The organism is Pseudarthrobacter niigatensis, from assembly GCF_030812615.1.
In the GTDB taxonomy this organism is placed as follows: domain Bacteria; phylum Actinomycetota; class Actinomycetes; order Actinomycetales; family Micrococcaceae; genus Arthrobacter; species Arthrobacter niigatensis.
Genome location: NZ_JAUSTB010000003.1, coordinates 47,377 through 61,561 on the forward strand (window position 1 = coordinate 47,377; position 14,185 = coordinate 61,561).

Annotated in this window: 7 protein-coding genes and 1 pseudogene; 1 reads left to right on the forward strand and 7 read right to left on the reverse strand. The window is 68.4% G+C overall.

The annotated features are described in order from the left end of the window. Positions 1-20 precede the first annotated feature (20 nt). Positions 21-3,668 carry a methionine synthase gene (gene metH / locus J2T23_RS05500; protein ID WP_307357864.1) on the forward strand — a complete coding sequence of 1,216 codons (3,648 nt, stop codon included), beginning with the start codon at positions 21-23 and terminating at the stop codon, positions 3,666-3,668. 46 nt (positions 3,669-3,714) lie between these two features. On the opposite strand, the gene J2T23_RS19910 is transcribed toward metH, so the two are convergent. The 7 genes and pseudogenes from J2T23_RS19910 to J2T23_RS05530 form a co-directional block, all read right to left on the reverse strand. Then, a complete protein-coding gene (locus J2T23_RS19910) occupies positions 3,715-4,713 on the reverse strand; it encodes an ATP-binding cassette domain-containing protein (RefSeq protein WP_442439570.1) in 999 nt (332 codons plus the stop codon). A 111-nt stretch (positions 4,714-4,824) separates the two neighbouring features. After that, positions 4,825-5,514, reverse strand: a pseudogene (locus J2T23_RS19915) (ATP-binding cassette domain-containing protein); the annotation flags it as partial. A 180-nt stretch (positions 5,515-5,694) separates the two neighbouring features. Further along, positions 5,695-8,547, reverse strand: a complete 2,853-nt coding sequence (locus tag J2T23_RS05510; protein WP_307357869.1) for an ATP-binding cassette domain-containing protein — start codon at positions 8,545-8,547, stop codon at positions 5,695-5,697. Further along, on the reverse strand, positions 8,544-9,101 hold the full coding sequence (locus J2T23_RS05515) for a hypothetical protein (protein ID WP_141161439.1): 558 nt from the start codon (positions 9,099-9,101) through the stop codon (positions 8,544-8,546). The genes J2T23_RS05510 and J2T23_RS05515 overlap by 4 nt, the downstream gene beginning before the upstream one ends. 156 nt (positions 9,102-9,257) lie before the next feature. Next, on the reverse strand, positions 9,258-10,832 hold the full coding sequence (locus J2T23_RS05520; protein WP_307357873.1) for an APC family permease: 1,575 nt from the start codon (positions 10,830-10,832) through the stop codon (positions 9,258-9,260). Positions 10,833-10,981: 149 nt separating this feature from the next. Further along, positions 10,982-12,622: a GMC family oxidoreductase gene (locus J2T23_RS05525; protein ID WP_307357875.1), complete on the reverse strand. Its 1,641-nt coding sequence runs from the start codon at positions 12,620-12,622 to the stop codon at positions 10,982-10,984. Continuing rightward, on the reverse strand, positions 12,623-14,161 hold the full coding sequence (locus tag J2T23_RS05530; RefSeq protein WP_307357878.1) for an aldehyde dehydrogenase family protein: 1,539 nt from the start codon (positions 14,159-14,161) through the stop codon (positions 12,623-12,625). It lies immediately after the preceding gene. Between the last annotated feature and the right edge of the window lie 24 nt (positions 14,162-14,185).

Below are 14,185 nucleotides of genomic sequence, written 5' to 3' on the forward strand. Positions count from 1 at the left end.
CCCACACGTAACCTGATTAGATGCCTCGTTTCGCACTGGACATCGAATCCGTCCCCCGCCCAGCCCGTTCCCAGGAACTCCTGGACGCCGTGAACCACCGGGTGGTCATTGCCGACGGCGCCATGGGCACCATGCTGCAGGGCCGGGACCTGCAGCTCGAAACGGACTTCCAGAACCTCGAGGGCTGCAACGAGATCCTCAATGACACCCGCCCGGACGTCATCGCGGATATCCACGACGCCTACTTCGCCACCGGCATCGACGCCGTGGAAACCAACACCTTCGGCGCCAACTGGTCCAACCTCTCGGACTACGGCATCGATGACCGCATCGAGGAACTGGCGAGAAAAGGCGCACAAATCGCTCGCGAACGCGCCGAAGCCGCGGAAGAAACAGACGGCCGCATGCGCTGGGTCCTCGGCTCCATGGGCCCGGGCACCAAGCTCCCCAGTCTGGGCCACACCAGCTACGACTACCTCAAGCAGACCTTCGCCCTCCAGGCAGAGGGCCTCATCGACGGCGGCGCGGACGCCTTCCTCATCGAAACCAGCCAGGACCTCCTGCAAACCAAAGCCGCCGTCAACGGCTGCAAACAGGCCATCGTGAACCGCGGCATCCGCCTCCCCATCTTCGTCGAGGTGACGGTGGAAACCACCGGAACCATGCTCATGGGATCCGAAATCGGCGCCGCCCTCACCGCACTCGAACCGCTCGGCGTCGACGCCATCGGCCTGAACTGCGCCACCGGCCCCGATGAGATGAGCGAACACCTCCGCCACCTCGCCAAGCAGTCCTCCGTCGCCATCGCCTGCATGCCCAACGCCGGCCTGCCCATCCTCGGCGCCAACGGCGCGCACTACCCGCTTACCCCCACCGAACTCGCCACCGCGCACGAACAGTTCGTGCGCGAATTCGGCCTGGGCCTGGTGGGCGGCTGCTGCGGTACGACGCCGGAACACATGGCCGCCGTCGTCGAACGTCTTGCCCCCTTCCGCAGCAAAGCCGTGCCCACCACAGGGGACAAAACGGCACCGGCACGAATCCCCGAGGAGCGCGAGGCCGGCGTCGCCTCCCTGTACCAGCACGTGAACTTCGACCAGGAGTCCGCCTACCTGGCCATCGGTGAGCGCACCAACGCCAACGGCTCCAAGGCCTTCCGCCAGGCCATGCTCGAGGAACGCTGGGACGACTGCGTGGACATCGCCCGCGAACAGATCCGCGTCGGCGCGCACCTGCTGGACGTCTGCGTGGACTACGTGGGCCGCGACGGCGTGGCGGACGTAAAGGAGATCGTCTCCCGTTTCGCGTCCGCCTCCACCCTTCCGCTGGTCATCGACTCCACCGAGCCGCCCGTCCTGCAGGCCGGCCTGGAACTCATCGGCGGCCGCCCCGTGGTCAACTCCGTCAACTACGAGGACGGCGACGGCCCCAACAGCCGCTTCGCCCGCATCATGCCGCTGGTCAAGGAACACGGCACCGCCGTCATCGCCCTGACCATCAACGAAGAAGGCCAGGCCCGCACCACCGAAGGCAAGGTGGCCATCGCCTCCCGCCTCGTCGACTCCCTGGTGGGCGATTGGGGCATGCGGGTCGAGGACATAATCGTCGACTGCCTCACCTTCCCCGTCGCCACCGGCCAGGAGGAAACCCGCCGCGACGGCATCGAAACCATCGAGGCCATCCGCCAGATCACCGCCAAATACCCCGGCATCAACACCACGCTCGGCGTATCCAACGTCTCCTTCGGCCTGAACCCCGCCGCGCGCATCGTCCTGAACTCGGTGTTCCTGCACGAGGCCGTCCAGGCGGGGCTGACCAGCGGCATCATCGACGCCGCAAAGATCGTCCCGCTCGCCTCACTGCCCGATGAGCAGCGCAAGGTGGCCCTGGACCTCGTCTGGGACCGCCGCGAATACGACGCCGACGGCAACACCACCTACGATCCCCTCGCCAGCATGCTGGACATGTTCGCCGGCGTCGACACCGCAGCGCTCAAGGACCAGCGCGCCGCCGAACTCGCGGCGCTGCCCACCGGCGCGCGGCTGGAACGGCGCATCATCGACGGCGAAGGCAAGGGCCTCGAAGCAGACCTGGACCTGGCCCGCAGCGAAGGCATGACCCCGCTGGGCATCATCAACGACCACCTGCTCGAGGGCATGAAGGTGGTGGGCGAACGCTTCGGCGCCGGCGAAATGCAGCTGCCGTTCGTGCTGCAGTCCGCCGAGGTGATGAAGAACGCCGTCGCGCTGCTCGAACCGCACATGGAGAAGTCGGACTCCTCCGGCAAGGGGACCATGGTGATCGCCACCGTGCGCGGCGACGTGCACGACATCGGCAAGAACCTGGTGGACATCATCCTCACCAACAACGGCTACAAGGTCATCAACATCGGCATCAAGCAGGGCATCGCCGAGATCATCGCCGCAGCCGAGCAGCACAACGCCGACGTGATCGGCATGTCCGGCCTGCTGGTCAAGTCCACCGTGGTGATGAAGGAAAACCTCGCCGAGCTGCAGTCCCGCGGCCTGGCCAAGAAATGGCCGGTCATCCTGGGCGGCGCGGCACTCACCCGCGCCTACGTGGAGCAGGACCTGGCGGAGCAGTTCGACGGCGTGGTCCGCTACGCCAAGGACGCCTTCGAGGGCCTGTCCCTCATGGAACCACTGGTCCGCGTGGCCCGCGGTGAATCACCGGACGACGTCGGCCTGCCGCCGTTGAAGAAGCGCATCCACAAGGGCGGGGCGAAGTTCACCATCACCGAGCCGGAGGCCATGCCCGGCCGGTCCGACGTCGCCACCGACAACCCCGTCCCCGTGCCGCCGTTCTGGGGCACGCGCATCGTCCGCGGCATCTCGCTGCACGACTACTCCGCGTTCCTCGACGAGCGCGCCACCTTCATGGGCCAGTGGGGCCTCAAGCCCGGCCGCGGCGAGGATGGGGCCTCCTACGAGGAACTGGTGGAACGCGAGGGCAGGCCGCGCCTGCGCTACTGGCTGGACCGCATCCTGGGCGAGGGCATGCTGGACGCGTCCGTGGCCTATGGCTACTTCCCCGTGGTTTCCGAGGGCGAACAGGTGGTGGTGCTGCACCACGGCGAGGATCCCGACGGCGTCCTGGGCCAGGCCGGTCTGCTCGCCCCGGACGGTGGTTCAGGCGGCCCGATTGGCACCGACCGCCTGCGGTTCGATTTCCCGCGCCAGCGCCGCGACCGGCACCTGTGCCTGGCGGACTTTGTGAAGTCCCGCGAGTCCGGGCAGATCGACGTGCTGCCGGTGCAGCTGGTCACCGCCGGCTCCAAGATCGAGGAGTTCACGTCCAAGATGTTCGCGGCCAACCAGTACCGCGACTACTACGAACTCAACGGCCTGGTCATGCAGCTCACCGAGGCGCTGGCCGAGTTCTGGCATGCCCGCATCCGCAAGGAGCTCGGCTTCGCCGCCGAGGAGCCCAAGGACACGGCAGGGTACTTCAAGCTGGACTACCGCGGTGCCCGGTTCTCGCTGGGCTACCCCGCCTGCCCTGACATGGAGGACCGCCGCAAGGTCACCGAGCTGCTGAAGCCCGAGCGGATGGGCGTGGTCCTGAGCGACGAGCTGATGCTGCACCCCGAACAGTCCACCGACGCGTTCGTGTTCCACCACCCGGAGGCCAAGTACTTCAAGGTGTGAGTTTGGCTGTGGCCCTGGGGACCGCGCTGCCGGCCCCGGCCTCCTGTCATTCCGCGCCAGGCAGCGAGGCCAGTTCGGTCAGCGACCCATCGCGTCCCATGCCGAGGATGAAGTCCAGGTCCAACCGGTCCAGGAAGGCGTCATCGTGGCTGACCACGATGACGGCGCCGCCGTAGGCCCCGAGCGACTCCACCAGCTGGTCAACGCTCCGGATGTCCAGATTGTTGGTTGGCTCATCCAGGATCAGGACTTGAGGCGGCGGGTCGGCGAAAAGCAGCCGGGCCAGGGAAACCCTGAACCGCTCACCGCCCGAGAGCGTGTGCACCGGCCGGTTCACGCTGTCGCCGCGGAGGAGGAACCGGGCCAGCTGGTTGCGGATATCACCCGCAGGCACGTCCGGCGCGGCGTCCTGTACGTTTTCGAGGCTTGTTGCCTCTTCCCGCAGCCCGTCGAGCCGTTGACGCAGATAGCCGGCGCGGTCCGTCAGCAGGCTTCCACCGGCTTCGCCCTCGATGCACGGGACACCGCCCATCAAGCGTTCCAGCAGTGTGGTCTTGCCGGCACCGTTGGGTCCGATGATGGCCACCTTCTCCGGGCCCTGCACCACAAAGGAGCGGTTGGTGCCCCGCAGTTCCGCGATCCGCCGGCCGCGCGGAACGTCCGGGTCGGGAAGGTTCAGGGATATCCGCTCCTGGTCCCGCACCCTCGCTGCGGCGGCGTCCAGGGCCGCTTGCGCGGCCTGCACTTTGGCGTCCATGCCGGAACGCATTCGTCCGGCTGAGACCTGGGCATCAGAGGCCCGCTGGTTCATCAGGATCTTGGATCCCTTTTTATTGTCGTAGCTGGCCTGGCCCGTCCTGGCCCGTTGGGCGAGCTTCGATTCGGCCTCCTGCTTTTGCCGCTTTTCCTTCTTCACCAGTTGCTCAGCGGCACGGGTTGCCTGCGCGGCTGCGGCTTGCTGGCTGTCCAGGTACGCCTGCCACTCGCTGTAGGGGCCGCCGAACACCGTGAGCCCTCCCTCATACAGTTCGGCCGTGCTGTCCATGAGTTCCAGCAGTGCCAGGTCGTGGCTGACCACCACCAGGCTGCCCGGCCAGTCGGCCAGTATGCGTCCGAGCGCCGAGCGTGCCCGGCGGTCCAGGTTGTTCGTCGGTTCATCCAGCAAGGTGATGGGGGTGCGCCGGATCCGGAGCCCGGAGATGGCGGCCAGCATGGCTTCCCCGCCGGACAGTTCGCCCACGCGCCGGTCCAGCCCGACGCCGGCCAGGCCGATCCCCTCCAGCGCCTCGTCCGCACGGGCCTCGATGTCCCAGTCGTCGCCCAACGCATCGAAGTGCTCCACCGCTGCGTCACCGGATTCGATAGCCCGCAGGGCACGGACTTTGTCCTTGATCCCGAGCAGCTCCATCAGGGTGGCATCGTGGTGCAGCGTCAGGGTCTGCGGAAGGTAGCCGACGTCGGCTCCCGTGGTGATACTGCCGGCCGTCGGTGTGAGGGTCCCCGCCACGAGTCGCAGCAGCGTTGACTTCCCGGAGCCATTCGTTCCGACGAGCCCGGTTTTCCCGGGCCCGAAGCTCCCGGATATCCCGGACAAAGCCGGCGAGCCGTCCGGCCACCGGAAATGCACGTCCGTGAGGACGATGGATGGATTTTTTGTTGCAGGCATGGTGCTCCCAAAACAGGATGTTGGGCGGCTGGGCCGCGGTTCGCCAAGGTCAGGTCCGTAGAGCGCGGGTCCTAGGGCGGACGGGGCGTGGCGGTGGGCGGCCACGGCGGCCTGGCATGGGCAGGCGTATGCTGCGGGGCAGGAAATCAGTGCAGGGGAAAGAAAGCCGTGGATCGGCATCGGGCTCCGGGTGGTTTCAGCGGGTGAAGCGCTGAACTTGCCGGCCCTTGGGGCATCAGGGAAGTGTCAGCGCGCGGATTGCGTCGCGAAACCTGAAATGCCCGTCAAAACATTGCCTAACACTGGGGAACAGAGGACAACAGTGTCACAAATTCGTTGGCTGGAGGCAACCTGTCTGCGTTACGGTGTGAGCTGGCGCCGGTCCCGCACCAGCGGTGACGGCACACTGGCGGCCTGGCCGTCCGCCCCGGCAGCCCCGCCCGCACCGGACACCGGCTTCACCCGCCGCAGTGAGGCGAGCACCGCCCGGCCCACCACCGCGATGCCGATCACCGTGGTGACGGCGCGCAGGGTGTCCCAGCCCGCCGTCGAGGTCAGCAGCGAGTACAGCAGGAAGCTGCTGAGGTTGGTGCCCAGCGGCGCGCCCGGAACGTAGGAAATGCCTGTGCCGGCGCCCACGGCGAAGGGCCAGAACCACAGGTTCAGCAGCAGCCCGAACACGTAGGACGCCACCACGCCGTAGGCGGCCAGCATCCACAACTCCGCCTTGCCGCGCACCCGGCGGGGCAGCAACCCGGCTCCCGCACCCACCCACGCGCAGGCAAAGACCTGGAACGGCGTCCACGGTCCGATCCCGCCCCACAGCGCACTGGAGATGGCAATCGTGGCGGCCCCGAGGAGCAGGCCGAACCTGGCACCGAATGCACGCCCCGCCAGGATCAGCAGGATGAAGACCGCTTCCACGCCGCCGACGCCGGTGCTCGCCACCCGCACCGCCGAAGCGACGGCAGCCAGCACGCCCAGCAGCGCCACCGTGTGTGCCGAACGCACCGACCCGTCCAGGGAAAGCACGACGGCGACCGCGGCCACGGGTGCAATGGCCAGCGCCGCGTAAGGGGTTGCGGCGGCAGCGTCCTGGGGGAGGGCCGCGGCAAGCAACGGCCAGCAGAACGCGGCGAGGGCGAGCAGGTTGGCGACGGCGAGGACCGCGAGTTCAGCGCCCCTCGGCATCCGGACCCGGTGTGGACTCGTGGCGCCCGGTACATCTTCCTGTTCAGCGGGGGACGCCCCAGCCTGGGCTCCGGCAAAAGCGGGAGGGGGTGCCGGGACATACGGTTCCGGGGCAGCGACAGGTTCCAGGGATGGTGCCACGCCGTCACGCATCGGCAGGATGCGGGCACCCAGGCCGTGCGCGAAGTCGAGGTCGTGCGTGGCGATCAGGACCGCCGCGCCGTCCTCTGCCGCCGTGCGCAGGGCGTTCGTCACCGCTGCGCGTGCGGCCGGATCGAGTCCGCGGGTGGGCTCGTCAATCAGCAGCACCCCGGGGCTGTCCATGGTCTGCAGGGCGATGGCCAGGATCCTGCGTTCGCCGGCGGAGAGGTCCCGCGGATGCCCGTTCCCGACCGGAATATGAACGTCTCCCCGAAGCCGGGCAACGCGGGCCGCCGCGGCACCGGCAGCAACCGCCGCGCCGTGTTTTTTGCGCGCCAGCCGCCGTTCCGCCGCCCGCAGCTCGCCCGCCACGGTATCCCGGGTGAAAAGGTCATCGGAGGCGTCCGGCACCAGGGCGACCCGGCCGCCGTCGGACGTTTCCACCGCGCCTTTGGCTTCAGGGAGGGCCAGCGCCACCAGGAGGGAAGACTTCCCGGCCCCGTTCGGCCCCACCAGCGCCACGATCTCGCCGCGATGCAGGGCCACGGAAGCGTCGCGGACCAGCGGCGTCCCCTTCCGGTGCACCTCGAGGTGGGTTGCCGTCAGCACGGGGTCATGGCTGTGGGCGGGGAAGACAACGGGCCGGGCATGGGCAGGAGCGGAGGGGGCGGGAGCGGTGCCCCGCACCAGGGCGCCGTCCTCGAGGGTCCACCAGGAATCCGCCACCGGCACCAGCGCTCCGGCCCGGTGCTCGGCCACGATGACGCACACGCCGTCTTCGCGGGCCAGGGTCCTGAGCGCCGCAATGACGCGGCTGCGGGCCGTGGCGTCGAGGTCGGCCAGCGGCTCGTCCACCAGCAGCAGCCTGGGCTGGTCCACGACGGCGGCGGCGATGGCCACGAGCGTTGCTTCACCTGCCGAGAGGGTGCTGACTTCCCGGTTCAGCAGCGCGGCGACCCCGATCCGTTCCGCCACCGCCAGGACCCGGGCCTTCACGGCGGCCGACGGCACGCCGCGGAGCTCGAGCGCCAGGGCGATGTCATCCCGGACCCGGCTGGTGGCGAAGGCTGCGCGCGGGTTTTGGAGGACGACGCCCACTAAACCCGCGGTGTCGCGCGGGGGAGCGGAGGCACGGTCCGTCCCGGCAATCCGTACGGTGCCGGACAGCCCGCCGCCGTCCACGTGCGAAAGGAGGCCCGCGAGGCCGCGCAGGATGGTGGACTTACCGGATCCGGTGGGCCCGGTGATCACCGTGACGGACCCGGCGGGCGGCGCGAACGAATCAACCCTGATGCGTGTGTCAGCGACGCCGAACTGTGCACCGCGCACCAGAAGCGGCGCGCCGTCGTCGTGATTTCCTGAGTGTGTTGCCCGGCTGCCGAAGCCGCGCAGCTCCAGCGCCGCGGCAATGCGGCCTGCGTGTTCCAGGGTCCGTTCGAGCACGGGCACCAAGGCGCGCGGGCCGAAGCGTTCGCCCCGCAACCGGAAGGCCAACCGAACCGAGGCCACCGCGTCGGCCAGCGCCGGGAGCGCCGCCCACGCCACCACCAGCATCCGCGCCACGCCCTGCAGGGGGCCGCCGCGGGCCAGGCGGACAAAGCCCCGGGACACATCCACCCAGGCGTTGAGCAGGCCGAAAGCGAGAATGGTCGCGGCGATGGGCAATGCGGACAGCACCGCTGCCCACAGCCCCGGACCGGTGACCGGGCCCAGGAACACCACATGGGCGTACGGAGCCGGAAGCCGCAGCGGCGGCAGGTCCAGCAGGACCGGGCTGCCGGTACCTGTCCCGTTGAAAAGGACCCGGTAGGCGACCCGCGCCGCGATGAACGCAGCAGCGAGAACCGCTGCTGCGCGCAACGGCGCGGGCCGGAAGGTCATGACGCGGGTGCTGCCGGTTCGTTGTCCACGGTGTAGAGCAGTTCAAGGCTTTCGCCGGGGCTGAGCTTGAGGCTGTCGAGGCCTTCCTGCGCGTAGGCCCACGTGCCGGCGGCGGGCTTCACCCAGAGGGCCCAGTAAGAGACCGTGTTGGTGTCATCGCACGCTTCGCGGGTAGTGCCGCCCTTGTGCTTGATGTCGAAGTCCGCAGCGGGCACGCCGTTGACGCGGCACGCGAAGCTCGTGGGGTACTTGGCTGTGCCCTGGATCTTCACGTTGGCTTTGCCCAGCACGTCCGATGCCACGGTGGGTCCGTCCACGGACACGCAGGTGGAGGTGTCGGCGGCGGACTGCTTCAGGGCGCCCGAATCGACGACGACCTTCACGCCGGCGCAGGGGCCGGCGGAGGTTGAAGCGGCGCTGGCGCTCGATGAAGCCGCTGACGCGGGTGCGGAGGAGCTTGGCTGGGTGGCGGCCGGCGTGGAACAGGCGGCGAGGGTAAGCAGGAGGCCTGCTGCGGCGAGGGAGCCCGCTGACGCGGTGCGGAGTTTAGTCAATGTCACCTGTCAAGGGTAGGGCGTTGGCGGTCCGGAGCGGATGGCCGTTCCGTTGTGTGACGCGGGCCCTGACCCTGTGCAGGCGCCCTGAACGTCAAATGGTCGACGGCGGCACTCGGGTGAGTGCCGCCGTCGACCCTTTCTGCTGAGGCGCTGCTAGCCTTCGGTTGCCATGACCGCGTTGGCCGGCACCGCTTCCTCCTGCGCGTCGTACCGCGGGTCATTGGACGACGGATGGGCGGCCACTGCGGCAGCGTGCTCGGCCAGCACCCCGGTCTGGTGGCGGATCTTCAGGCGGTACAGGAGGGTCCCGCCAATCACCACGGCGGCAACGAAGAATACGCCGCCCCACTGCAGGTACCACTCGAACGGCGGCACCGAGTTGTAGATCTCCGGGCGGGGCCAGACCAGGTTAACCGTCATGGCGGCGCCCCACAGGACGGCCAGGATGTTCACGGGTAGCCCCCATTTGCCCATGCTGAACCCGGGCTCGGAACCGTCCGCGACCAGCGGCCACTTCTTCAGGATCCGATTGCGGAGCAGGGGAACCGTGACCAGGAGGTAGGACAGGTAGATCAGCACGATGCTGATGCTGGACAGGATGGTGAAGATGGCCGGCTGCATCACGTTGACCAGCAGCGGGATGACCGCCAGGACGCCGATGACGATCGCTGCCACCGTGGGGGTCCGGCGGACCGGGTCCACCTTGCCCAGCTGCCGGCTGAAGGGCAGGTTGTTGTCACGGGCCATGGCGAACATCATCCGGATGGCGGCGGCGTGGACGGCCAGGGTGCAGACCACCACGGCCACCACGATGCAGGCCAGGAAGGCCTTGCCGAAGGGGCCGCCCAGGACGGAGAGCACGATGTGCTGCAGGCCGCCGTCGGGTGAGCCGATCTGCGGGTCCGTGAGGTCCGGTGCAGCCAGGATGCCGAACAGCAGGATCCCCCCGCCCAGCAGGAATGATGCCGTGACGGCGCGCAGGATGGCCTTGGGCGCGGTCTTCTTGGGATCCTTGGTTTCCTCACCCAGGGAGCTGGCGGTGTCGAAGCCGTACATGACGTAGCCGGAGGCCATGGCGCCGATCAGGAAGACGCCGAAGAAGCCCAGGTCTTGGCCCTCGCCGAAGCCGTTGGTCTGGAAGAAGACCTCCGGCCCGCGGACCACGTGCCAGGCCAGTGCGAGGATCAGCAGCACGGCGGCGATGAGCTCCACGAAGACGCCGATGCTGTTGATCCGGGTCATCAGCTTCACGCCGAACGCGTTGATGAGGGTGGAGATGGTGATCATGATGGTGGCCAGGACCACCCCGTTCATCGCGAAGTCATAGGGGCCCGTGCCGTCGCCGACGAACTGGAAGCCCTTCCAGAGCTGGGGGAGCGTGATCTGCAGGGCCAGGGCCACGGAGCCCAGCGCCATGATGGAGGACAGCAGCAGCAGCCAGCCGGCCAGCCAGGACGAGGTTCCGGAGGACAGCCGCTTGGCCCAGTTGTAGACCGAGCCCGCAACCGGGTAGCGGCCGGCCAGCTCGGCGAAACAGAGGGCCACCATCAGCTGCCCGACGAACACGATGGGCCAGGACCAGGCGTACGCCGGGCCGGCCATGGAAAAGCCGAAGTAGAACAGTTGGAAAACACCGGTGAGGATGGAGATGTAGCTGACACCCGCTGCGAAGCTGGCAAACTTGCCGATGCTCCGGTCGAGGGTCTGGGTGTAGCCAAATTCATCCATGCCGCTTGAATCAATACTCTTGCTGGGTTCCAATATGGACTCCTAGATCAGAAAAGCACGATGGGAACGGCCGCCCTGGGGTGCGGCGAGATAACGTTCTGCGGGGGCCGCCATTGTTGGGGAATGCGGCCCCCTTGATGACCCGCCGCTCAGGCGAGGGACGTGGTGAGCTCCTTCTCTTCCGGGGCGTCGGCGCCGGCGTAGTCCGCCTTGATCAGGTCGGCGCAGCGCTCGCCGATCATCATGACGGTGATGTTGGGATTGACGGTGACGTGCTCAGGCATGACGGATGCATCGGCGACCCGGAGGCCGGTGACACCCTTGACCCGCAGCCGGGCATCCAAAGGTGACATCCCGTCGTCGTCCGCTCCCATGCGGACCGTGCCCACCGGGTGGTAGACGGTGTTGTGGGTCTTGCGGATGTAGTCCTGGAGCTCCTCGTCGGTCTGTGCTTCGATGCCGGGGGACAGCTCGCGTCCGGTCCATTCCGCCATGGCGGGCTGGGCGGCGATTTCGCGGGCCTTGCGGATGCCGGCCACCATGACGCGCATGTCGTGGCCTTCAGGGTCCGTGAAGTAGCGGGGGTCCACCATGGGCTTATCGCGGAAGTCGCGGCTGCGCAGCCGGACCGTCCCGCGGGAGCGGGCGTGGGTGACGTTGGGGGTGAGGCTGAAGCCGTTCTCCGTGGTGGGGTAGCCGTGGCGCAGCGTGTTCATGTCGAACGGGACGGAGCCGTAGTGCATCATGAGGTCGGGGCGGTCCAGGCCGTCCTCGGTGGGGGTGAAGATGCCGATTTCCCACCACTGGGTGGAGGTCTGCACCATGGGCTGCCTGGCCTCGAACTGCACCACGCCTTCCGGGTGGTCCTGCAGGTTCTCGCCCACGCCGGGGGAGTCCACCAGCACCTCGATGCCGTGCTGGGCCAGGTGTGCGGCCGGGCCGATGCCGGAGAGCATGAGGAGCTTGGGGGAGTCGATGGCGCCGGTGGATACGACGACTTCCCGGTGGGCCGTGAGCCGGTGGGTCCGGCCGAACGCTCCGTCCACCACGTCCACGCCGGTGCAGCGCTTGTCAGCATCGAACACCAGCTGGCGGGCGCGCAGGCCGGTCAGCAGGGTGAAGTTGGGCCGGTCGATGATGGGGTGGATGTAGGAAACCGAGCTGGAGGCGCGGGTGCCGTCCGCCTGCCGGTTGATCTGGAAAAAGTTGGCACCGTTGACCACGGTGGTTCCCGTGTTGAACTTCGCGCGGGGGATGCCCGCCTGCTCACAGGCGTCCAAGAGCGCGACGCCAGCAGGATCCGCCGGGGGCACGTTCATCAGGTGCACGGGGCCGGAGTCCCCGTGGTGGGGTGCGTCCGGGCCGGCATCTTCATTGGTTTCCAGCCGCTGGTACAGCGGCCAGGCGGCGCTGGCGTTCCAGCCGGTGGCTCCGTATTTGGCTTCCCACTCGTCCAGGTCTTCCCGGGGCGCCCAGAAAGCGATGCAGGAGTTGTGGCTGGAGCAGCCGCCCATCACCTTGGCACGGGCGTGGCGCATGAAGGAGTTGCCGTTTTCCTGCGGTTCGATGGGGTAGTCCCAGTCGTAGCCGGATTCCAGCAGTTCCATCCAGCGGTCCAGCTGCAGGATCTCCGGGATATTGCGGTCGTCCGGGCCGGCCTCCACGAGGGCCACGGTCACGTCCGGATCCTCGCTCAGCCGTGCGGCCACCGCCGCCCCCGCGGACCCGCCGCCGATAACGACGTAGTCGAACCCGCGTTCGGTCACGTCCTCGATGTTGTCGTAGTGCATCTAGTTCTCCTTGCCGTGGTCAGCAAACCAGCCGGTGACCTGCGGGCTGGTGTTCTGGTAGATGTGCTTGGCTTCCTGGTATTCAGCCAGGCCGGTGGGGCCCAGCTCGCGGCCGACGCCGGACTGGCCGAAGCCGCCCCACTCGGCCTGGGGGAGGTAGGGGTGGTAGTCGTTGATCCAGATGGTGCCGTGCCGCAGCCGTGACGCCACGCGCTGAGCCTTGCCGGCGTCCTGGGTCCAGACGGCGCCGGCCAGGCCATAGATCGTGTCGTTGGCGGTGGCCACTGCTTCGTCCTCGGTGCGGAAGGTTTCCACGGTCACCACGGGGCCGAACGCCTCGTCGGTGACCACGGACATGCCGCGCTGCACCTGGTCCAGGATGGTCGGCTGGTAGTAGAACCCGCCGTCGTACTTCTCCCCGGAAGGTGCCGCGCCGCCGGTGCGGAGCCGCGCGCCTTCCGCGATGCCGCGCTGGACGTAGGCGTGGACCTTGTCGCGGTGCGCTGCGGAGATCAGCGGGCCGGTTTCGGCGTCGTCGTCGAAAGGCCCGCCCAGCCGGATGCCCTCTGCGCGGCGGACCAGTTCGTCCACGAAGCGTTCGGCGATGGATTCCTCCACCAGCAGCCGGGCGCCGGCGGAGCAGACCTGCCCGGAGTGGACGAACGCGCCGTTCAGGGCGTTGTCGACGGCGGCGTCGAAGTCCGCGTCGGCGAACACCACGTTGGGGTTCTTGCCGCCGAGCTCCAGCGCCACCTTCTTGACGGTGCCGGCAGCGGCCGCGGCGATCCGCTTGCCGGTTTCCAGCCCGCCGGTAAAGGAGACGAGATCGACGGCGGGGTGTTCCGAAAGGGGTGCGCCCGCCTCAGCGCCCGCTCCCGTCACGAGGTTGGCGACGCCGTCCGGCAGGCCGAGGTCCTGCAGCAGCTGCATAGCCAGGATGCTGGTGGACGGGGTCAGCTCGGAGGGCTTGAGGACGAAGGTGCAGCCGGCGGCCAGGGCGGGCGCGATCTTCCACGCCGCCTGGAGCAGGGGATAGTTCCACGGCGTGATGAGGCCGCAGACGCCCACGGGTTCGTAGACGATCCTGCTGACGACGGCGGCGTTCCCGGCGTCGACAATCCTGCCCGCCTGCTGCCCGGCGAGCCTGCCGAAGTACTCGAAGCAGGCGGCGATGTCATCCATGTCGATGCGGCTTTCCACCATCCGCTTGCCGGTGTCCAGGGACTCGGCGCGGGCGAACTTTTCGCGCCGCTCCCGCAGTCCGGCGGCGACCTTCAGGAGGAAGGCGCCCCGCTCCGGTGCCGGGACGCTGGACCAGACGCCGGAGTCGAAGGCGGCGCGGGCCGCCGCGATGGCGCGTTCGGCGTCCTCCCGGCCCGCTTCCGAGACGGTGGCCACCAGCTCGCCGTCGGCCGGGTTGCGGATTTCACGGACGGCGCCCGACGCCGCTGGCTCCCATTTGCCGTTGATGAACAGGGAGGAGGCGGGCTTGGTTTCGGTGCTCGGGGCGGCTTCCTGGGCCTGTGTGGCGTAAGTCATAGGAAGGACAGTAGTGCAAGTTGA